The organism is Neisseria sp. P0006.S009, assembly GCF_051962915.1.
GTDB classification, from domain to species: Bacteria; Pseudomonadota; Gammaproteobacteria; order Burkholderiales; family Neisseriaceae; genus Neisseria; species Neisseria subflava_E.
Window position 1 is genome coordinate 503,537 of the sequence record NZ_JBQCUV010000001.1, and the last position, 19,937, is coordinate 523,473.

18 protein-coding genes are annotated in these 19,937 nt (G+C 51.6%); 9 read left to right on the forward strand and 9 right to left on the reverse strand.

All coding sequences use genetic code 11. From position 1 onward, the window contains the following. Window positions 1-107 precede the first annotated feature (107 nt). From grxD to ACTHTK_RS02465, 4 genes are all read right to left on the reverse strand, one after another. Window positions 108-419: a Grx4 family monothiol glutaredoxin gene (gene grxD, locus ACTHTK_RS02450; RefSeq protein WP_003681608.1), complete on the reverse strand. Its 312-nt coding sequence runs from the start codon at window positions 417-419 to the stop codon at window positions 108-110. Between the two features lie 86 nt (window positions 420-505). Then, on the reverse strand, window positions 506-1,756 hold the full coding sequence (locus ACTHTK_RS02455) for a glutamate-5-semialdehyde dehydrogenase (RefSeq protein WP_440378311.1): 1,251 nt from the start codon (window positions 1,754-1,756) through the stop codon (window positions 506-508). Between the two features lie 9 nt (window positions 1,757-1,765). Beyond that, window positions 1,766-2,569 carry a glutamate 5-kinase gene (proB, locus tag ACTHTK_RS02460; RefSeq protein WP_440378312.1) on the reverse strand — a complete coding sequence of 268 codons (804 nt, stop codon included), beginning with the start codon at window positions 2,567-2,569 and terminating at the stop codon, window positions 1,766-1,768. A gap of 264 nt (window positions 2,570-2,833) precedes the next feature. Continuing rightward, the gene (locus ACTHTK_RS02465; protein WP_107867667.1) at window positions 2,834-3,619 is read right to left on the reverse strand and encodes an inositol monophosphatase family protein; all 786 of its coding nucleotides are present in this window, start codon (window positions 3,617-3,619) and stop codon (window positions 2,834-2,836) included. A 175-nt stretch (window positions 3,620-3,794) separates the two neighbouring features. Between ACTHTK_RS02465 and ACTHTK_RS02470 the strand changes: the two genes are divergently transcribed. The 6 genes from ACTHTK_RS02470 (at window position 3,795) to ACTHTK_RS02495 (ending at window position 11,916) form a co-directional block, all read left to right on the forward strand. Continuing rightward, entirely contained in the window at window positions 3,795-4,610 is an 816-nt protein-coding gene (locus ACTHTK_RS02470) for an RNA methyltransferase (RefSeq protein ID WP_440378313.1), read from the forward strand. A gap of 39 nt (window positions 4,611-4,649) precedes the next feature. Then, a complete protein-coding gene (locus tag ACTHTK_RS02475) occupies window positions 4,650-5,519 on the forward strand; it encodes a DUF1853 family protein (protein WP_440378314.1) in 870 nt (289 codons plus the stop codon). Window positions 5,520-5,554: 35 nt separating this feature from the next. After that, window positions 5,555-6,814 (forward strand): RsmB/NOP family class I SAM-dependent RNA methyltransferase, encoded by a 1,260-nt coding sequence (locus ACTHTK_RS02480; RefSeq protein WP_440378315.1) that lies wholly within the window; start codon window positions 5,555-5,557, stop codon window positions 6,812-6,814. Window positions 6,815-7,117: 303 nt separating this feature from the next. Continuing rightward, window positions 7,118-8,347 (forward strand): TolC family protein, encoded by a 1,230-nt coding sequence (locus ACTHTK_RS02485; RefSeq protein WP_049333291.1) that lies wholly within the window; start codon window positions 7,118-7,120, stop codon window positions 8,345-8,347. 42 nt (window positions 8,348-8,389) lie between these two features. Next, window positions 8,390-10,597, forward strand: a complete 2,208-nt coding sequence (locus ACTHTK_RS02490; RefSeq protein ID WP_107723485.1) for a type I secretion system permease/ATPase — start codon at window positions 8,390-8,392, stop codon at window positions 10,595-10,597. 89 nt (window positions 10,598-10,686) lie between these two features. Further along, window positions 10,687-11,916 (forward strand): HlyD family type I secretion periplasmic adaptor subunit, encoded by a 1,230-nt coding sequence (locus ACTHTK_RS02495; RefSeq protein ID WP_107723486.1) that lies wholly within the window; start codon window positions 10,687-10,689, stop codon window positions 11,914-11,916. An 84-nt stretch (window positions 11,917-12,000) separates the two neighbouring features. On the opposite strand, the gene prfH is transcribed toward ACTHTK_RS02495, so the two are convergent. The 3 genes from prfH to pheA all read right to left on the reverse strand — a co-directional run bounded on the left by prfH (window position 12,001) and on the right by pheA (window position 15,261). Beyond that, the gene (gene prfH, locus ACTHTK_RS02500; RefSeq protein WP_440378316.1) at window positions 12,001-12,639 is read right to left on the reverse strand and encodes a peptide chain release factor H; all 639 of its coding nucleotides are present in this window, start codon (window positions 12,637-12,639) and stop codon (window positions 12,001-12,003) included. 2 nt (window positions 12,640-12,641) lie between these two features. Next, window positions 12,642-13,775, reverse strand: coding sequence for an RNA ligase RtcB family protein (locus tag ACTHTK_RS02505; protein WP_440378317.1), 1,134 nt, complete (start codon window positions 13,773-13,775; stop codon window positions 12,642-12,644). Window positions 13,776-14,172: 397 nt separating this feature from the next. Continuing rightward, complete coding sequence (gene pheA / locus ACTHTK_RS02510; protein WP_107723489.1) at window positions 14,173-15,261, reverse strand: prephenate dehydratase; 1,089 nt, start codon at window positions 15,259-15,261, stop codon at window positions 14,173-14,175. Between the two features lie 171 nt (window positions 15,262-15,432). On the opposite strand from pheA, the gene tsaE reads away from it, so the two are divergent. Both tsaE and ACTHTK_RS02520 read left to right on the forward strand, forming a co-directional pair. Beyond that, window positions 15,433-15,903: a tRNA (adenosine(37)-N6)-threonylcarbamoyltransferase complex ATPase subunit type 1 TsaE gene (gene tsaE, locus ACTHTK_RS02515; protein ID WP_107723490.1), complete on the forward strand. Its 471-nt coding sequence runs from the start codon at window positions 15,433-15,435 to the stop codon at window positions 15,901-15,903. After that, on the forward strand, window positions 15,891-17,138 hold the full coding sequence (locus tag ACTHTK_RS02520; RefSeq protein WP_440378318.1) for an N-acetylmuramoyl-L-alanine amidase: 1,248 nt from the start codon (window positions 15,891-15,893) through the stop codon (window positions 17,136-17,138). The genes tsaE and ACTHTK_RS02520 overlap by 13 nt, the downstream gene beginning before the upstream one ends. 166 nt (window positions 17,139-17,304) lie before the next feature. Here ACTHTK_RS02520 and ACTHTK_RS02525 read toward each other — a convergent pair whose 3' ends face one another. Both ACTHTK_RS02525 and ACTHTK_RS02530 read right to left on the reverse strand, forming a co-directional pair. Continuing rightward, entirely contained in the window at window positions 17,305-17,763 is a 459-nt protein-coding gene (locus ACTHTK_RS02525) for a hypothetical protein (protein ID WP_070607785.1), read from the reverse strand. A 1-nt stretch (window position 17,764) separates the two neighbouring features. After that, on the reverse strand, window positions 17,765-18,376 hold the full coding sequence (locus ACTHTK_RS02530) for a DUF4230 domain-containing protein (protein ID WP_107723492.1): 612 nt from the start codon (window positions 18,374-18,376) through the stop codon (window positions 17,765-17,767). A 189-nt stretch (window positions 18,377-18,565) separates the two neighbouring features. Here ACTHTK_RS02530 and ribBA point away from each other — a divergent pair, with 189 nt between their 5' ends. Then, the gene (gene ribBA, locus ACTHTK_RS02535) at window positions 18,566-19,906 is read left to right on the forward strand and encodes a bifunctional 3,4-dihydroxy-2-butanone-4-phosphate synthase/GTP cyclohydrolase II (RefSeq protein ID WP_107723493.1); all 1,341 of its coding nucleotides are present in this window, start codon (window positions 18,566-18,568) and stop codon (window positions 19,904-19,906) included. The last annotated feature ends 31 nt before the right edge of the window (window positions 19,907-19,937 follow it).

Consider the following 19,937-nt stretch of genomic DNA (forward strand, 5'->3'; position numbering starts at 1 on the left):
TTTTTTTCGCATGGCGCGCAAAGTGCGTATTCATGCGAAAGGCCGTCTGAATCAGGGTTTCAGACGGCCTTTGTCAACAATTTTACATTACGGAATATTGTAGATGATTAAGCTTTCAGCAATTCTTGCAGTTCGCCGGCTTCGTACATTTCCATCAAAATGTCGGAGCCGCCGACAAATTCGCCGTTAACGTACAGTTGAGGAATAGTCGGCCAGTCGCTGTATTCTTTAATGCCTTGGCGTACGGCATCATTTTCCAATACGTTGACGGTTACATAGTCGGTACAACCTGCCGCATTCAGGATTTGTACGGCACGGGAAGAGAAGCCGCATTGTGGGAACTGCTTCGTGCCTTTCATGAACAATACGACGCGGTGGGTGGTTACGACTTCTTTGATTTGATCGTGGATAGAGGACATGTGTATTCCTTTTACTAAATCGGTTGTTCGGGGAAAATCAAATTTCCCGCCATTATACGCAAATTGATGGAATTGGGGGGCGTTTCTCAACGTCGGATCTGACCGTTGCCGTTGATGTAGAACTTGGTCGAAGTCAGCGCTTCCAAACCCATCGGGCCGCGGGCGTGCATTTTTTGGGTGGAAATCCCGATTTCCGCGCCCAATCCGAAAACAAAGCCGTCGGTAAACCGAGTGGACGCATTGACATAAACCGCCGCCGCATCAATACTTTCTTGGAAAAACTCGGCATGGGCAATGCTTTGGGTCACAATCGCTTCCGAGTGATGCGTCGTGTGGCCGTTAATCCAATCGACGGCTTCTTCCACTGTTTTCACTATTTTGACCGACATAATATAGTCAAGAAACTCGGTACTGTAATCTTCTTCGGTTGCCAAAACAGCATTTTTAAACATACGCAATACTTCCTGATCGGCTCTAAATTCGACCGGATGTACTTTGGCAACGGCTTCTTCCAGTTTGGGCAAAAACGCCTCCGCTATCTTTTCATGAACAACCAAAGATTCAGCTGCATTGCACACGCTCGGACGCTGCGTTTTGGCGTTCACGACGATATCGACTGCCATCTCCAAATCGGCACTGTCGTCCACATAAATATGGCAATTACCGACTCCGGTTTCAATGACGGGAACTTTCGATTTCTCTTTCACCGTCTGAATCAAGCGCGCACCGCCGCGCGGAATCAGCACATCAATATAATCGACTGCCTGCATCAATTCCTCGGCAGCGGCATGACTGGTATCTTCAACCAGCTGCACCACATCGGCATCCATTCCCGCTTTTACCAAAGTCTGCCTGATGACGGCAATCAATGCGGTGTTGGAATGGATGGCATCGCGACCGCCGCGCAAAATAATGGCATTGCCGGTTTTAAAGGCCAGAGAAAACGCATCGACCGAAACATTCGGGCGACTTTCAAAAATCATGGCAACCACGCCCAAAGGCACGCGTTTTTGAACAATCTTCAAGCCGTCCAGATTGGTATAACCGCGGACAACCTGCCCAATCGGGTCCTGCAAATCGGCAACCTGCTCAACGCCTTCCGCAATGCCCTTGATGCGTTCGTGATTCAAGCGCAACCTGTCGAGCATAATGTCCGAAATGCCGTTTTCTTTTGCAGCGGCCAAATCGCGGGCATTTTCCGCCAAAATCATCTCAGCCTGTTCAACCAATGCTGCCGCAACCTGACGCAGCAGATTGTTTTTTTCCACGCTGCCCAGGCTGATTAACGTTTTACTGGCTTTTTGAGCATTCTTGCCCAACTGTTCGATATAGCTCATCAAACCTCCCTATTTCTCTTGTGCAAACCAAGTTCCGATAGGCGCGCCATCTAAAACCTGAAGAATATCGCGCGGATTGGCGCTGTTCATCAACACCATCTGGCCGTGATGTTCAAACATCATCTGCGCGCTCTTAATCTTACTGAGCATGCCGCCCGTACCAAATTTACTGCCCGATCCGCCGGCAGAAGCAATAATTTCCTCGGTAATATCGGCCACATGGCTGCGCAGCTTGGCATCGGCGTGAACACTCGGATTTTTATCAAACAAACCGTCGATATCGGACAACATAATCAGCAAATCGGCTTTAACGATTTTCGCCACAACTGCCGACAAACGGTCGTTATCGCCAAACTTGGTCGCATGGTCCATCTCGTCCACGCTGACCGCATCGTTCTCATTGACAATAGGGATGACGCCGATGGAAAGTAGGGATTCAAAAGCATTGGTAACATTTGCCAAACTTTCCGGATATTCGACCACATCACGCGTCAGCAGGATTTGCGATACCGTCATCCGATAATGGGAAAAAATCTGCGAGTAAAGGCTCATCATGGCCACTTGGCCGACGCTGGAAACAGCCTGCTGCTGCGCCATTTCCACCGGACGTTTTTCCATATTGAGGACATTCAGCCCGAAGCCCATCGCGCCGGAAGACACCAGCACAATTTCTTTGCCCTTACTGACCAAGCTGGAAATGACAAAGGCCAGTTGGTCGATTTTTGCCAAATTGATTTTGCCGTTTGGCAACACCAAAGAACTGGTTCCAATCTTAATGACAATGCGTTTTACTGCTTCAAAATCTCGTTTCATTATTCTCCTCTGCTTTCTATTTTTATGATTGCATGCGGCATTATTTCAGCCAAACGTATCCACATCATAACTGCGTAGCAATAGAAAATACAGACAAAATTAAAAAACGCTGCCTTTAAAAGCCATATTTTCAGCTTTTATCCGAATCCGTTAACAACAAAACAAAAGGCCGTCTGAAACCCTATTTCAGGTTTCAGACGGCCTTTTACCGATTGTTGAAACTCTAGCCTGCAAAGATAAATACAGACCGTTCCCTATAAACGCTTATTGGTGATCAGAAATAATTTTCAGCATTTGCGCCAATACTTTAGGGTTGGCCGCAACGATGTCGCCGCTTTCCAGCCAGCCTTCATTGCCGGACATATCGGTAACGATGCCGCCTGCTTCTTGGACAATCAATGCACCGGCGGCAATATCCCAAGGTTTGAGGTTGAACTCGAAGAAACCGTCCAAACGGCCGGCCGCAACGGCACACAAATCCAAAGAAGCCGCGCCTTCACGACGGCCGCCGGCGGTTTTTGACAAGAAATCTTTTAAAATTGCCAGATACTTGTCCATCATGCTTTGATCGACAACAGGGAAGCCGGTACCGATCAGGCAGCGGTTCAATTCGATGCGGTTGGAAACGCGGATGCGGCGGTCGTTGAGCAACGCGCCTTTGCCGCGGGAAGCCATGTATACGTCGTTGCGCTCAGGTGCGTACACCAAAGCTTCTTGCAACACGCCTTTGTGCAGGAGTGCCATAGAGATGGCGTATTGGGGATGGCCGTGGAGGAAATTGGTTGTGCCGTCGAGCGGGTCGATAATCCATTCGTACTCGGCGGTGGCTTTACCGTGGGAGCCGCCTTCTTCGCAAGTGATTTTGTGATGCGGATAGGCTTCTTTAAGCGCTTCCACCAAAATCATCTCGGAGCTGCGGTCAACATCGGAAACGAAGTCGTTGAATGCTTTGCTGTCTACTTTGACGGCATCCAGATTGCCGGCGGCGCGAATCATCATTTGCCCTGCTTTACGGGCGGCTTTGAAAGCGGTATTTAAAAACGGATTCATGGTTTTCTTCCTAATTCAGGTAAAATACGCCCTAATGCGCCGAACATGGCACACAAGAGGCTGTTAATCGTTTCCGATGCTGTTAAAGAACATTTCAGACGGCATGGAAAAAGGCCGTCTGAAAACAAAAAGATGGCGCATTATACCTGATTCCCGTACAAACAGAAAACAAAACATGACTTCCGAAAAACCCGCCCTGCCCGCTTATCTGGACAACATCCGCATCATCCTCACGCGTACCAGCCATCCTGCCAATATCGGCTCCGCCGCCCGCGCCATGAAAACAATGGGCCTGCACAAATTGACCATCGTCGCCCCCAATCTGATGGCAACGCCGATGACGGAAAATCCGCCCGTGTTCGACCCGGAGCATCCGCAATCGTTTAAATTACCGGAAGAAAGCTTCATCCTCGCTTCCGGAGCGGTAGACGTTTTGGAAAATGCCACCATTGCCGCCTCTTTGGACGAAGCCCTTGCCGACACCACCATTGCCTGCGCCCTGACCAGCCGCCGCCGCGAAATCACCGCGCCGCTGCAAACGCCGCGCGATTTGGTGCCTGAATTACTACAGGCCGCCAACCGCAGCGAGAAAGTGGCGCTGGTTTTCGGCAACGAAACTTTCGGCTTGAGCATCGAAGAAGTCCAAGCCTGCAACCGACTGATGACCATCAACGGCAATCCCGACTATTTCTCGCTCAACCTTGCCCAAGCCGTGCAGGTCGTGTGCTACGAAATCTTCAGCCAAACTGATTCGCCCATGACCCATCTGCAACAGGAAGACCACGCCGCGACCCACGAGCAAATCAAAGGCATGGTCGCCCACATGGAAAGCGTGATGAACGACATCGGCTTTTTCAACCGCCGCAACGGCGAGCGCCTGATGCGCCGTATGCAGAGCCTGTTCGGACGCGCCAACACGCAAACCGAAGACATCGACATCCTGCGCGGTTTTTTCAATACCGTCAGCCACCGTATCCATAAAAAAGACTAATTAAGGCCGTCTGAAAACGTTTCCAGCTTTTCAGACGGCATGACTGATATTCGGATAAGCATGAATTACGCCCTAGACGCATTATGGTGGAAACTCACCAGCCAACCTGTCCGCGACCTCGCCTCGCTGCTGACTGCGCCGCCTTTGTGGCAAAGCGGTTGCGAATTGAGCGTGCGCGAACTATTGGGGGAACACGGTTTCCGCTACCTGTTGGCATTGGACGCCGATCCCGCTCCGCTGACGGATTACCTTGCCCAACGCGCCCCGTTCGGCCACCGTCTCGGCATTTATGCCGAAGAGCTGCTGGCTTTCTGGTTTACCAACGCGCCGCACGCCAAACTGCACGCATACAATCTGCCCGTTTTTTCAGACGGCCAAACTTTAGGCGCCGCTGATTTTGTCGTTTCCCTCAACCAACAGCCCTACCATATCGAGCTGGCGTGTAAATACTACGGCGGAGACCAAGTGCAGAACCTGCGCGGCCTCAATCCTAAAGATACGCTGACGGACAAAGCCGCCAAACTGGTGCAGCAATCCCAGCTGCTGCATACGCCGCAAGGCAAAGCGACCTTAGCCACACAAGGCCTGCCGGAAAATCCGCTCCCTGCTTCCATCGTGCGTGGCATCGGCTTTTTTCCACAAGGTTTCCATGCTTTTGAGCCGCCGCTTAATCCATACGGCTGGCGCGGCATCTATATTCAAGATTGGGCGGAATACGGGGTTGAACGCCAAGAAGTCCGCTACCATCTGCTCGACCGCATGGCCTATCTTGCACCTGCGCGTGTTGCCGAAACCGAAACATTAAACGAAACTGAAATCCGCCGTATCGACCAAGGCTTGATTGCCGTTTTGGAATTACGGCCGGACGGCTTTTGGCATGAAATCGAACGCATCATGAAGGCCGTCTGAAACCATTTACCAGCTTTAAGAGAACCCATTACATTATGAACGCCGCACAACTCGACCATACCGCCAAAGTTTTGGCTGAAATGCTGACTTTCAAACAGCCTTCCGATGCTGTCCTCTCCGCCTATTTCCGCGAACACAAAAAACTCGGCCGCCAAGACCGCCACGAAATCGCTGAAACTGCCTTTGCCGCGCTGCGCCACTATCAAAAAATCAGTACCGCCCTGCGTCGTCCTCACGCGCAGCCGCGCAAGGCCGCTCTCGCCGCGCTGGTTCTCGGCAGAAGTACCAACATCAGCCAAATCAAAGACCTTCTTGATGAAGAAGAAACAGCGTTCCTCGGCAATTTGAAAGCCCGTAAAACCGAGTTTTCAGACGACCTGAATACCGCCGCAGAATTGCCGCAATGGCTGGTGGAACAACTGCAACAGCATTGGAGCGAAGAAGAAATCCTCGCCTTCGGCCGCAGCATCAACCAACCTGCCCCGCTCGACATCCGCGTCAATACCTTGAAAGGAAAACGCGATAAAGTGCTGCCATTGTTGCAAGCCGAAAGTGCCGATGCAGAGGCAACGCCTTATTCGCCTTGGGGCATCCGCCTGAAAAACAAAATCGCGCTTAACAAACACGAACTGTTTTTAGACGGCACGCTGGAAGTCCAAGACGAAGGCAGCCAGCTGCTTGCCTTATTGGTGGGTGCAAAACGCGGCGAAATCATTGTTGATTTCTGTGCCGGTGCCGGCGGTAAAACCTTGGCTATCGGCGCGCAAATGGCCAATAAAGGTAGAATCTACGCCTTCGATATCGCCGAAAAACGCCTTGCCAACCTCAAACCGCGCATGACCCGTGCCGGACTGACCAATATCCACCCCGAACGCATCAGCAGCGAACACGATACCCGTATCGCCCGACTGGCAGGCAAAGCCGACCGTGTGTTGGTGGACGCGCCCTGCTCCGGTTTGGGTACTTTACGCCGCAATCCCGACCTCAAATACCGCCAATCTGCCGAGACCGTGGCCAACCTTTTGGAACAGCAACACAGCATCCTCGATGCCGCCTCCAAACTGGTAAAACCGCAAAGCCGCTTGGTGTACGCCACCTGCAGCGTGTTGCCGGAAGAAAACGAGCTGCAAGTCGAACGTTTCCTGTCCGAGCATCCCGAGTTTGAACTCGTCAACTGCGCCGAACTTCTGCAAAGCCTGAAGGTTGATTTGGATACCGGAAAATACCTGCGCCTCAACTCCGGAGAACACCAAACCGACGGCTTCTTTGCCGCTGTATTGCAGCGTAAGGATTAAGGTTGAAAAAGGCCGTCTGAAATCCTTTCAGACGGCCTTTTTGATAGATTTTTTACATTAAAATCATTAGATACGATAGTCGCGCTTTGCAATAATATACTTTAAGGCCTGTATCTCGACCTTTCATCAGAATATTGTGAAAAGCTGGAAAAAATGCTTTATGCTTTGTAAATGTATGTGTTCTCGTTCAAAATTCGCCCGGTCATGCCTCAGGCGATACCCGATACAGACAACGATAATATATAAATTATTTGGTTAAAAATCATGTCGCATATTTATTCTTCCCCCACAAAGCCCCGTTTATTGTCATCGGCCGTTGCCGTCGCCTGCTGTCTGTTACCGTTTCAGACGGCCTCTGCATACAGCCTGCAAGACATCCTCAGGGACGCTTTAATCAGCGACCCGATTGTGCGTGAAGCCAAAGCCACTCAAGAAGCAGCGCAAAGCACGACCAAAGCCACACGTGCGCGCCATTATCCTGTCGTTACCCTGACCGGCACGAAAGTGCTGGCGCAACACAATAAATACAACAGCAACGACATGGATGACGGTATCGGCGTGCGCGGCAGCGTGAACATCTACTCATGGGGTGCGATTGAAGCCGCCGTCCGCCGCGACCGCAGCCGCGAAGAATACTATCAACACAAATACACCGAAAGCCAAGAGCAGCTGGGCAGCGATATCGGCCGCCTCTACCTGAGCGCATTGCGTGCAAAAGAAACCCTGATCCTCAACGAACAGACTTTGGCGCGCCACAACAACCTCTTAAAAGACTTGGACACCATCGTCAAATATGATGCCGGCCGCCGTTCCGAGCTGATTGAAGCGCGCGCTCGCCAACTGCAAGTGGCCAACATCATTGCCCAACAACGCCGCACCATGGATTTGGCCCTGAGCCGCCTGTCCCGCTATACCTCGCGCCAGCTGACTGCCAACGATTTGGAAGATCCGTTTAAAAACGACACGGCAAAATCCATCAGCGAACGCTTCAACAACCCCAACCGCAACAACAATCCGTCCTATCAGGCGCAATTAGCCGAGCGCGACAGCGTCCGTGCCGATTTGGACACCTCCAAAGCCGAACGCCTGCCTGCCCTCAATTTGGAAGGCAGTGCGACACGCAACACCAGACAGCTTTATTTAAACGTTGCATGGAATGTGTTGGATATTGCCGCACGACACAATGTAGAGCGCAATGCCAAATCATTGATTGCCGCAGAAGCCAAGTCCGAACAAATCCTGCGCGACATGAACGAACGCGTTCAAACATCGGCCATCGATATGCAGGAAAGCGAACAGCGTACCGCGCTGACGGCGCAACACATCGCCGCCCAAAAAGAAGTCATCAAAGTGTACGAATTGCAGTTTAAAATCGCCCGACGTACGCTGACCGACGTTTTGAGCGCATACAGCGAGTTATCCTCCATCGAGCAGGATTATGTTGCCGCCCGCAACGATTTCCGCGATGCGGCGCTCGACTATTTAAATACCCAGGCCAAAATCTCCGCTTGGGTCGGTTTGGCACAAAAATAAAGCCATATCCGCCGGTTAAACCAAAAACATTACGCGAAAAATATGAAAGCCATCATTGAACACATCGTTTTAGTGACCCGCCTTTTGGGTGCGCCCGTATCCGAAGCCGCTTTGTCCGCCGAAGTCGTACGCGACAAAAAGCTCAAGGTCAACTATCACTCACTGGTCGAAGTCCTGCGCAGCCACGGCTTTGAAAACACCTTATCCAAACGCAATCTGGAAGACATCCCCTCGCTCGCCGTGCCGGTCATGATTATCCTGCACAACGAAGAGGCGGCAGTTATCACCCAAATCGAAGGCTCCGGCCAAGAGCGCAAATACCATATCCGCCAAGTCGACGGTTTGGAACAGGAACTCAGCCACGAGCAGCTCTCCGGCCTGTATTTGGGCTACTGCTGGTTTATCAAACCCAAAATGGCTACCGATATGCGCTCGGAGCTGCCTGAATACCATTTGCCCAAAGCATGGTTTTGGAAAGTCATTTGGCGTTTCCGCAGCTACTACTACCAAGTCATCTTGGCCACCATCATCATCAACTTCCTTGCGCTCGTCAGCTCCCTGTATGTGATGAACGTGTACGACCGCGTTATTCCCAACCAAGCCTATGAAACCTTGTGGGTATTGAGCATCGGCGTGGTCTTGGCGATTTTGTTTGAGTTTGCCGCCAAGATGATTCGCGGTCATTTGACCGATATTGCCGGTAAAAAAGCCGACCTGATCATCAGCTCCGCCCTGTTCCGCCGAGTGATGGCATTGCGTCTGGCAGACCGTCCTGCTTCTTCCGGTTCATACGCCAGTAATTTGCGCGAATTTGAAGCCGTGCGCGAGTTCATGACCAGTGCCAGCTTGTTGACCATTGTCGACTTGCCTTTCCTGTTGCTGTTTATCTTCGTAATTTCCATGGTTGGCGGCAAACTGGCACTCGTTCCCCTGACCATCATTCCGATTGTCGTGATTGTCGGTTTTGTCGTACAACGCCCGCTCTCTCGCCACATCAATGAATCGATGAAAGAAGGTTCGCAACGCTCCGGCCTTGCCGTTGAAGCCATCGAAGGCATCGAAACCCTGAAAACCAACAACGCCACATCTTGGGCGCAACAACGTTGGGATGAATACACCGCCAAAACTTCTGCTTCTTCCATCAAAGTCAAGGACACCAGCAACTTCATGGTCAACTTCGCCGTTGCCATGCAGCAGCTCAATACCGTCTTCTTGGTCGTCGTCGGTACCTATTTGATTCACGCCGACAACCATGCGGAACGCATCACCATGGGTGCATTGATTGCCTCCGTGATTCTGTCCGGCCGCGCTTTGGCGCCGTTGGCACAAATCGCCGGTTTGGCTACCCGCTTCCAGCAGGCCAAACTTGCCCTCAAAGGCGTAAACGACATCGTTACCCGACCTATCGAGCGCAATCCGGAACGCAAATACATTACTTTGGACAACGTTCAAGGCAATATTACCTTTGAAAACGTATCGTTCAAATATCAAGCTGACAACAACAGCGCCGTCGAAGATTTGCACCTGACCATCAAACCGGGGGAAAAAGTCGGCATTTTGGGCCGTATCGGCAGCGGTAAAAGCACCATGCTCAAACTGGCCAGCGGCCTGTACGATACCGAAAAAGGCAACGTTACCCTTGACGGCGTCGATATGCGCCAGCTTGACCCCAACTTCCTGCGCGACCAAGTCCTACTTTTGAGCCAATCGCCACGCCTGTTCCTCGGCACATTACGCGAAAACATGGACTTGGCACGTACCGGCAGTTATTCTACCGACCAAGACCTGCTGATTGCGCTCAACCGCTTCGGCCTTGACAAAATCATCCGCAACCATCCGCGCGGTTTGGATATGCCTTTGGGTGAAGACGGCTTGGGCTTGTCCGGCGGTCAAAAACAAATCATCGCCCTGGCGCGCATGACCTTGCGCAATCCGAAAGTCGTCCTGCTGGACGAGCCAACCACCAGCCTGGACCAAGCTACTGAACGCATGGCGCTCAATGCCATCGCCCAATGGGGTCGCAACCGCACCATGCTTTTGGTAACCCACCGTCCGCAAGTGCTGCAAATCGTCAACCGCATCATTGTCATGGACAATGGTAAAGTCGTAATGGACGGCCCGCGTGACCTGGTATTGCAAAAACTCATGCAAAACGAACAGGCCAAAGCAGCTAACGTCAAACAACAGCAACAAGCTGTCAACGCCAAACAGCAACAACAAGCCGCCGCCCCTCAATCGGCAGCACAATAAAGCAAAAGGCCGTCTGAAAACCTACTTACCCTTTCAGACGGCCTGCCCTAATGGTTAAAATCCACCAAACACAATAAAGACACACGATTATGAGCCGCGAAAACAACGTCAAATCCAAAGACCTACACCTCATCAACGACCTCAACGCCGCCCTTCAAAAAGAAAAACACAGCGGTCAATTTTGGGTCATCATCCTTTTCTTCATTTTCCTGGTTGTCTTCGTTATTTGGGCTTACAACAGCCCGGTCGAAGAAGTGACCCGCGGCAACGGCAATATCATTCCCAGTAGCCGTGAGCAAGTGATTCAAAGCCTCGACCCCGGCATCGTAACCGAAATCATGGTTAAAGAAGGCGATATGGTCGAGAAAGATCAGATTCTGATGAAACTCGACGACACGCGCAGCTCCGCCGTTTTGCGTGAAAGCGAAGCCAAAGTCGAAAACCTCGAAGCCACTGTTGCCCGCCTTAAAGCCGAAGCCTACGGCACCAAGCTCTCCTTCCCTGACAGCGTGGGTCCCGAGCTTCGCCGTCGCGAAATCGCCGCCTACAAAGCACGCCGTCAAGCCATGACCGACGCCGTCAGCGGCCTTTCCCAAAGCAAGGCTGCGCTTGACCGCGAAATCGCTATTACCGCCCCCATGGTTGCCGAAGGTGTGGTTTCCGAAGTCGAACTCTTAAGAATGCGCCGTGAGTCTGCCGACTTGGCCACTCAAATTTCCGAGCGCCGCAACCGCTACAAAGCCGATGCCAACAACGAACTTTTGCAAGCCGAATCCGAGCTGGCGCAATCCAAAGAAAACGTTGCCATGCGCGCCGACCCGGTTGAACGCTCGCAAATCCGCGCACCTATGCGCGGTATCGTCAAAGGCATAAAAGTCACCACCATCGGCGGCGTTGTGAACGCAGGCGAAGACATCATGCAAATTGTCCCGGTTGACGACAAACTGCTGGTCGAAGCCTATATCCGCCCGCAAGACATTGCCTTTATCCGCGCAGGCCAACCTGCATTGGTTAAAGTCAGCGCATACGACTACTCCATCTACGGTGGCTTGGAAGGCAAAGTTACTCTTGTTGGCGCCGATACCGTCAGCAACTCCATGCAAAACCGTGCCAACGACCTGAAACTTGATCCGAACCAAGTCTATTACCGCGTTCTCGTCCAAACCGAAAACAACTCCCTGAAAGACAAAAACGGCAAACCTATGCCGATTATTCCGGGCATGGTTGCAACGGTGGACATCAAAACCGGCGAGAAAACCATCTTCCAATACCTGATCAAGCCGATTACGCGTATGAAACAAGCGTTAAGCGAACGCTAATCGATAAACCGATAAAAGGCCGTCTGAAAATTTTCAGACGGCCTTTGGTTTATGTTTTAAATACCTCCTTATTCAGCAGATAAATTATTTCTCCTTAAAAGCAGTACCGACAAACGTTCTTTTCGGATTGCCGCGCTCAACTTGATAGAGTTGCGCGTGCTGCTCCTGCGCAAAATTTCCAGCCTGTCCGGCATGATGTTTCGCCAGCTTTTGCGCCAATAACATTACCGCCAATTTTTTATTGGCATGCTGGCTGCGTTCGCTCTCGACCCGCACGGAAATGCCGCTTTCTTTATGGGTGGCGTGGACGGCACTCTCGGTTTTATTGACGTGTTGCCCGCCTTTACCGCCCGAACGGCAGGTTTGAAACTCGATTCCGTTTTCAGACGGCATTTCATACATCTGCGGCATATCGGGCAAGCGGAAAACGCCTATATACCAATTTTTGCGCGGATGTTTCGGGCGGACGGGGCTGGGGCATACCCATTGGAGCGTCCCCTGCCAAGTTTGCGCCAAACTTTCGGCTTTCTGCCCTTCCAACTTGAGCGTCGCCGACAAAATGCCGTGCTTATCGGCGGTTTCGGTAACAAGTTCGGCATCAATGCCTTTTGCTTGGGCTTCAATAAGCAATTCGCCCAAGACGAAACGGGCAAATATACGGCACTCTGCCGGCCCTTGCGCGGTGGAAATTTGCAGATAAACCGCTGGTGTATTCTGTTTCATCTTTACGCTCCACACTCGCCGCCGGTTTTATAAGTCAAAACAGGTTTAAACCGCGCGACCAATTCAATCAAACCTACGTTTTTCATGGCAGCAATAACGCTGTCGATGCTTTTATAAGCCTGCGGCGCTTCTTCAAAAATCAAAGCTTTGTCCTGACAGACAACCACGCTGCCAAATTCGGTCTGGCGCAGGCTGTCGGCAGTATATTTGTGCGACAGCCTGCCTTTGCATTCGCCGCGCTGCCACTTCCGACCTGCGCCATGAGCCAAGGTATTCAACGAAATTTGGCAATCTTCGGCAGGTTGAACCAGATAGCTGTAATCGCCGCGCGAGCCGGGTATCATGACCAAGCCTTTATCAGTGGGCGTTGCGCCTTTTCGGTGCAGCCAACCGGTTATGCCGTCAATCTCGGTTTGCTCCAAAAAATTATGGTGGACATCAAGCAGGCATGTTCCTTCTGCGCGCCAACGATCGAGCATTCTGGCCGCAATCAAACGGCGGTTAAGGCTGGCAAATTCAAGGGCTGTTTGGTGTTCGGCAAGATAGGTCGCCGCCGCTTTGCCCTCTTCCGCCAAACCTTGATGTCCGAAGGCGGCAATATGGCGTTGCAAAATCTGCTGGCCCAATCCGCGCGAACCGCTATGCACCAACAGTTGCAAATGGTTTTCATCAAAATCGGGCGGAAGCAAATCGGTGCGATAAACGGTGTCAACGGTTTGCAACTCGGCAAAATGGTTGCCGCCGCCAATCGTACCGACGGCAAGGCCGTCTGAAAATTGGCGCATATCGACAACGTCGTCTAACAAATCGACCTGTTCGTCTTTGTCTAGTGGCGTATCGATGTTGCCGAGCTGTTTAGCGAGCTTGGCCGGTTTGAGTTTGGCTGCGCGTAAATTGGTCTGCCAAAACGCCATGCCGCAACCGATGTCGTTCCCAATCAGGGCAGGATAAAAATGACGGTCGCTGAAAAATGCTGCACCAACCGGATAACCGCGCCCTGCATGTAAATCCGGCATTCCGGCAACGCGTAGCATATGCGGTAATCGGGCGGTGGTTTCGAGCTGTGCGACAGCGTTGCCTTCAATCCATGTATTTGAATCGGCAATAATTTGAATATGATGGGGATAATTGCCCATGTGTTTATGCTTTCTTTAAAACGGATAGAAACCGACAACTGATGACAATAGGTATCCACCGTCTGCGAAATGTTCAGACGGCCTGGTTTCTAGCCGATAATCGTAGGGAAAGCAGCCCGAAGCGGGCGACATGGAATGCGAAAAGCGTTATCCGAAAGTCAGACCGACGCTTGGGCTGCAAAGAATGTGATTGAGCGGATTGAAGTATTGCGTGTCATGGCTTGCTCCTTTCTTTGCATGAAAATATTAAAAACGTTCGGATTATAGAAGGTTCATTTCCAATCATGCAAACTTACTGACATCAATCTGCCAATAATGTTGCATAAATGGCAACTATTGAGAACATGATTTAGGCCGTCTGAAAACTTTTCAGACGGCCTTTTATACCCAATAATCCTTACAAAACAACGGTCGGATAAGAGCCGACAACTTTCACGAAGGAAGCGCGTTCGCCCAAAAGCTGCAAGGCTTTTTGGACATTTTCATCGCTTTGGTGGCCTTCGATATCGATGAAGAACAGGTATTCCCACAAAACCGATTTGCTTGGGCGGCTTTCAAATTTGGTCATGGAAATGCCCAACTCGGTGAAAGGTTGCAACAAAGCAGTAACGGCACCGGCACGGTTGGGCGCGGATACGACCAAAGAGGTTTTATCGTTGCCGCTGCGGCCGGTTTCTTGATGGCCCATCACCAAGAAGCGCGTGGTGTTGTTCGGTTCGTCTTCGATACACTCGGCGGCAAAGCTCAACTGATAAATTTCCGCGGCAATACGTCCGGCAATGGCGGCCACATTCGGGCTATCTGATTCGGCAACCAAACGCGCTGCTTCTGCATTGCTGGCTACGGCGATACGTTCGGCATTGGGCAGGTTGCGGCCGAGCCAGTCGTTGCATTGCGCCAAGGCTTGGGCATGGGCGAAAACTTTGGTAATGCCGCCGATTTCGTGGCTGTCTTTACGCAACAGGTTGTGATGAATGCGGACAACCACTTCGCCGCAGGCTTTCAAAGCGGTTACGGCCAGCAAGTCCAAAGTGCGCCCCACTGAGCCTTCGGTCGAATTTTCTACCGGCGCCACCAAATAATCGGCTTGGCGCGTTTCAACTTGTTTGAAGCAGTTGTCGATGGTGGTACACGCCATGGTGTGTGCGGCGTGGCCGAAATGTTTGATGGCAGCTTGCTGGGTAAATGTCCCCTTCGGGCCCAAATAGGCAATCGTCAGCGGACGCTCCACCGCCAAACATTCGCTCATAATCTCGCGAAACAGCCGAGTAACTGATTCATCAGGCAAAGGGCCGCGGTTCAAATCCTGAATCCGGCGCAAAACGGTCACTTCCCGTTCAGGACGGTACACCGCGCCTGTCCCTTTCAATTCGCCGATAGCATGCGCATGACCGGCGCGCTCATTGAGCAAACGGAGGATTTCCGCATCGATGCTGTCGATGGCATTGCGGTGCGGCAATAATTGTTCGTCTATGGATAAAGGCATAAGCTGTCTCGCAATTTTGTGAGGGATATTTTCATTTTAACATTAAAGGCCGTCTGAATTCCGTTTTCAGACGGCCTCAACACTATCTTTATCTAACTTTATCGTCTATCAGGTTTGCAAACGCCGCCAATTCCATCATAATTAAGCCTTTTGAACGACAAGGCCTATTCCATGCACTCAAACGGACTGCACACCCGTTTCCTGCCCGATGAAGAAGCAACCCTGAAACTGGGTGAAGAATGGAGCAAGCAGCTTTCCGCTCCGCTGACCATCTATCTTGAAGGCGGACTGGGTGCAGGCAAAACCACGCTGACACGCGGGATTTTGCGCGGACTGGGGCATACGGGCGCAGTCAAAAGCCCGACTTACACCATTGTCGAATCTTATCCGCTGGATACATTCACCCTCCACCATTTCGACCTCTACCGCTTTACTATGCCCGAGGAATGGGAGGATGCCGGTTTGGACGAATTGTTTGCGCCCGACAGCGTCTGCCTCATCGAATGGCCGCAGCAAGGCGGGGAATTCACGCCTCCGGCAGACATTACCATTACATTGACGTACACCGATAAGGGCAGAACCTGCACCTTTTCCGCCCACACAAACCAAGGCCGAAAAAGTTTAGAATCATGGTCAAATTAACTAGAAGACACATTCTCCGTCAAGGCACAGGACTATTTCTCACCCTCACACCCGTGGGGGCTGCATTGGCCAAACCGGCCTCTCCTGCGCAATTCCTTGCCGTCCGCATCTGGCCGGCGAACGCCTACACACGCGTTACCCTTGAGAGCAACCACCCGATGAAATACCAACATTTTATGTTGGACAACCCCAGACGGTTGGTCGTAGATATCCAAGGTGCGGAAATCAACAGCGTCCTGCAAGGCATTTCCAGCAAAGTGCTGTCTGACGACCCTTTCATCCGCAGCATCCGCGCCGGTCAAAATACGCCCAGCACCGTGCGTATCGTCATCGACCTCAAACAAAGCACCCATCCGCAAGTCTTTGCACTCACCCCCGTCGGCAACTTCAGAAACCGCCTGGTTATCGACCTCTATCCGCACGGCGCAGATGCCAACGACCCGATGATGGCCTTGCTCAACGGCAGCGTCCCTAAACAACGTCCCAATACCAACACCGCATACGACACCCCAGCCCCTAAAAGCAACCGCGGCAGCGGCGGCAACCGCCGTCCCGTGATCATGCTCGACCCCGGCCACGGCGGCGAAGACCCCGGTGCCATCGGACCGAGCGGCCTCAAAGAGAAAAACGTCGTACTCTCCATCGCACGCGAAACCAAAAAACGCCTCGAAGCCTTGGGTTACAACGTATTCATGACGCGCAACGAAGACATCTTTATCCCATTGGGCGTACGCGTTGCCAAAGGTCGTGCACGCAATGCCGACGTATTCGTATCCATCCACGCCGATGCCTTTACCAGCCCGTCCGCACGCGGTACCGGCGTATATATGCTCAATACCAAAGGCGCGACCAGCTCGGCGGCAAAATTCCTTGCCCAAACCCAAAACAACGCCGACGCCATCGGCGGTGTACAATCCAGCGGCAACCGCAACGTCGACAACACGATTTTGGACATGACCCAAACCGCAACCCTGCGCGACAGCCGCAAGCTCGGTCATTCCGTCTTGACCGAATTGGGCAAACTCAACCAACTGCACAAAGGCCGCGTTGACGAGGCCAACTTCGCCGTCCTCCGCGCGCCGGATGTTCCGTCCATTTTGGTGGAAACCGCCTTCCTCTCCAACCCTACCGAAGAGCGGCTGCTCGGCAGCGAATCCTTCCGCCAACAATGCGCCCAAGCCATTGCCACCGGTATTCAAAAATACATCAATACCGCCGTTTTACGACGCGGATAATGGCTTAATGAAACAAAGGCCGTCTGAAAATTTTTCAGACGGCCTTATCTTTTCAAGCAATCTATTGGCATGAACAATACAGCAAAATGGGAGAATGGCGGCAAAATAACAATTGAGCCAAACCCTGTCAATCTTTGCTATTACATGTTCTACACTCATATGCGTGCTATTTATTGTTGGTACCTGATTTACCAAATGCCGGCTGTAATTGATCAGCAAGATCGTCTTCAATCAATTGCAGCACATCAGCGGGAAGTGTATCGGCATATTGATGAATCGTTATTTTATATTGGCCTTGATACCATTGATTTAAATGCAATGCATAGGTACTTTTATGCCCGAAGCCCAAATGCTGTGCCAATCTATTCCGAATACTGTGACGTGAAGACCCTACGTATAGAACCTGACTTGGGCGATTTAATTTTGCGCAGGCATGTGTTTTAAGTAAGCGAAAATTTTGAAATTGCTGAAAAGTTGTATTAATGTCGCCTTCAATCTGTTGGATAACATAAATAAAGCATCCATGACTGGGCAATTGTTCCAACGTTGTAAATTCAAAGGTACGGTCAGGTACAAGCTTTTTTGCTTGTATACAATGTTCAATCAATCGGTCAAGATAACGCATATTAACCGCACTTCCCTACCGCAGCCGGATAGACGGATACCTTCGTCTGCGTCAATGCAAACAGGTTTTCCAACTGCATTTGCGCCTGACGGTTGGCATGTTCCAAAATCTCAGCCCTACATGCGCTTTGCAATACCTGCCGTTTCGCCTCTTCCTGCACCGTCTTGAATACAGACTTATCCATAGGCAGCAAATTAAACGAGCCGGTCTGAATATCGTACACTTCGATATTTTCCAAATCCACGCTCAAGATTTCCACCGCCGGCAGACTGATTAATACCTTGTCGTCCACAATATTGACATTGTCCGCGCCTAACTTGTCCAAATCCAAACCGGCCAACACCTTGCCGCGCACAATAAAAATACCGCTTTGCGAATCCTGCCACAGCCTGCGCCAATCCCCTTTTTTCTCCGTACGGATAATCGTATCGATATAAAATGCCGTACTTTCCAAGCGGTTCATCTGCTTAATCTGCATCAAAACCCCCTCACGGGACAAAACCTGATGTTCTTCGTTCTGACCATGCAGGGCATAAAACCAGCCGCCTGCAGCCGTCAACGCACACAACACCAGCACGACCAATCCGCGCCCAAACATTTTCATTTCAAACATTCCCCATTAAAATAATCATCAAAACATTCCCCATATTCTCCCAAAACCGTCAATTTCAAGCCATACCCAGGCCGTCTGAAACAATAAATTTCATTACCAAAAAGTAATAAAAAATCTCAACAAACAAAGTTTGCCTTTTGGTAAAGACAAGACTACAATCCATTACACACAATTCAATTTCATCTCATCATGAATACCACCGACCTGCGCCGCCACAACCTGCGGCAATGGATAACACAACACCACAACGGCCAGCAGACCAAGTTTGCCCAAGCCATCTCCATCAACCAAGGCGAGCTGTCCGCCCTGCTGAAAAACAAATCTTTCGGCGAGAAAAAAGCCCGAAAAATCGAGCAGGCAGCCAATATGCCTGACATGTGGCTGGATCAAGACCACCAAGACCGCCACGCCCCCACCATCAGCCAAGAAAGAAATACCATGTCCCACATCTCCACCATTCCCGAAATCCTAGCAGACATCAAAGCCGGCAAAATGGTCATCATCACCGATGCCGAAGACCGCGAAAACGAAGGCGACTTGCTGATGGCCGCCCAATTCGTTACCCCCGAAGCCATCAACTTCATGATCAAAAACGCACGTGGCCTGGTCTGCCTGCCGATGGACGGCGAAATGGTCGAAAAACTCGGCCTGCCTATGATGACCCAAAAAAATGGCGCACAATACGGCACCAACTTCACCGTCTCCATCGAAGCCGCCCACGGCATCACCACCGGCATTTCCGCCGCCGACCGCGCCCTGACCATTCAAACCGCCGTTTCCCCATCCGCCAAACCCGAAGACATCGTCCAACCCGGCCACATCTTCCCTCTCCGCGCCCAAAAAGGCGGCGTACTCGTCCGCGCCGGACACACAGAAGCCGGCGTCGATCTGGCACAAATGAACGGCCTGATTCCCGCCGCCGTCATCTGCGAAATCATCAACGACGACGGCACCATGGCGCGTATGCCCGAACTGATGAAGTTCGCCGAAGAACACAATCTCAAAATCGGCACCATTACCGACCTCATCGAATACCGCAGCCGTACCGAAAGCCTGCTTGAAGACATGGGCAACTCACCCGTACAAACCCCATGGGGCGAGTTCCAACAACACGTTTACGTCGACAAACTCTCCGGCGAAACCCACCTCGCCCTCGTCAAAGGCACACCTTCCGCCGAAGAAGAAACCCTCGTCCGCGTCCACGAACCCTTCAGCGTCATGGACTTCATCCAAACCAACCCGCGCCACTCATGGTCGCTGCCCAAAGCCCTTGAGCGCATCCAACAAGCCGAAAGTGGCGTAGTCATCCTCCTGCACCGCACTGAAGACGGCGCCACCCTGCTCGACCGCACCCTACCCAAAGGCGCCAACCAAGCCTACAAATGGGACAGCAAAAGCTACGGCATAGGCGCACAAATCCTCGCCGGCCTCAACGTCAAAAAACTGCGCGTCCTCGGCCAGCCGTCATCCTTCACCGGCCTCACCGGCTTCGGCCTCGAAGTCGTCGGCTTTGAAGAAGCTGAAAAATAATCTTGCTTGATTAACTCTCAAAGCAAATGAA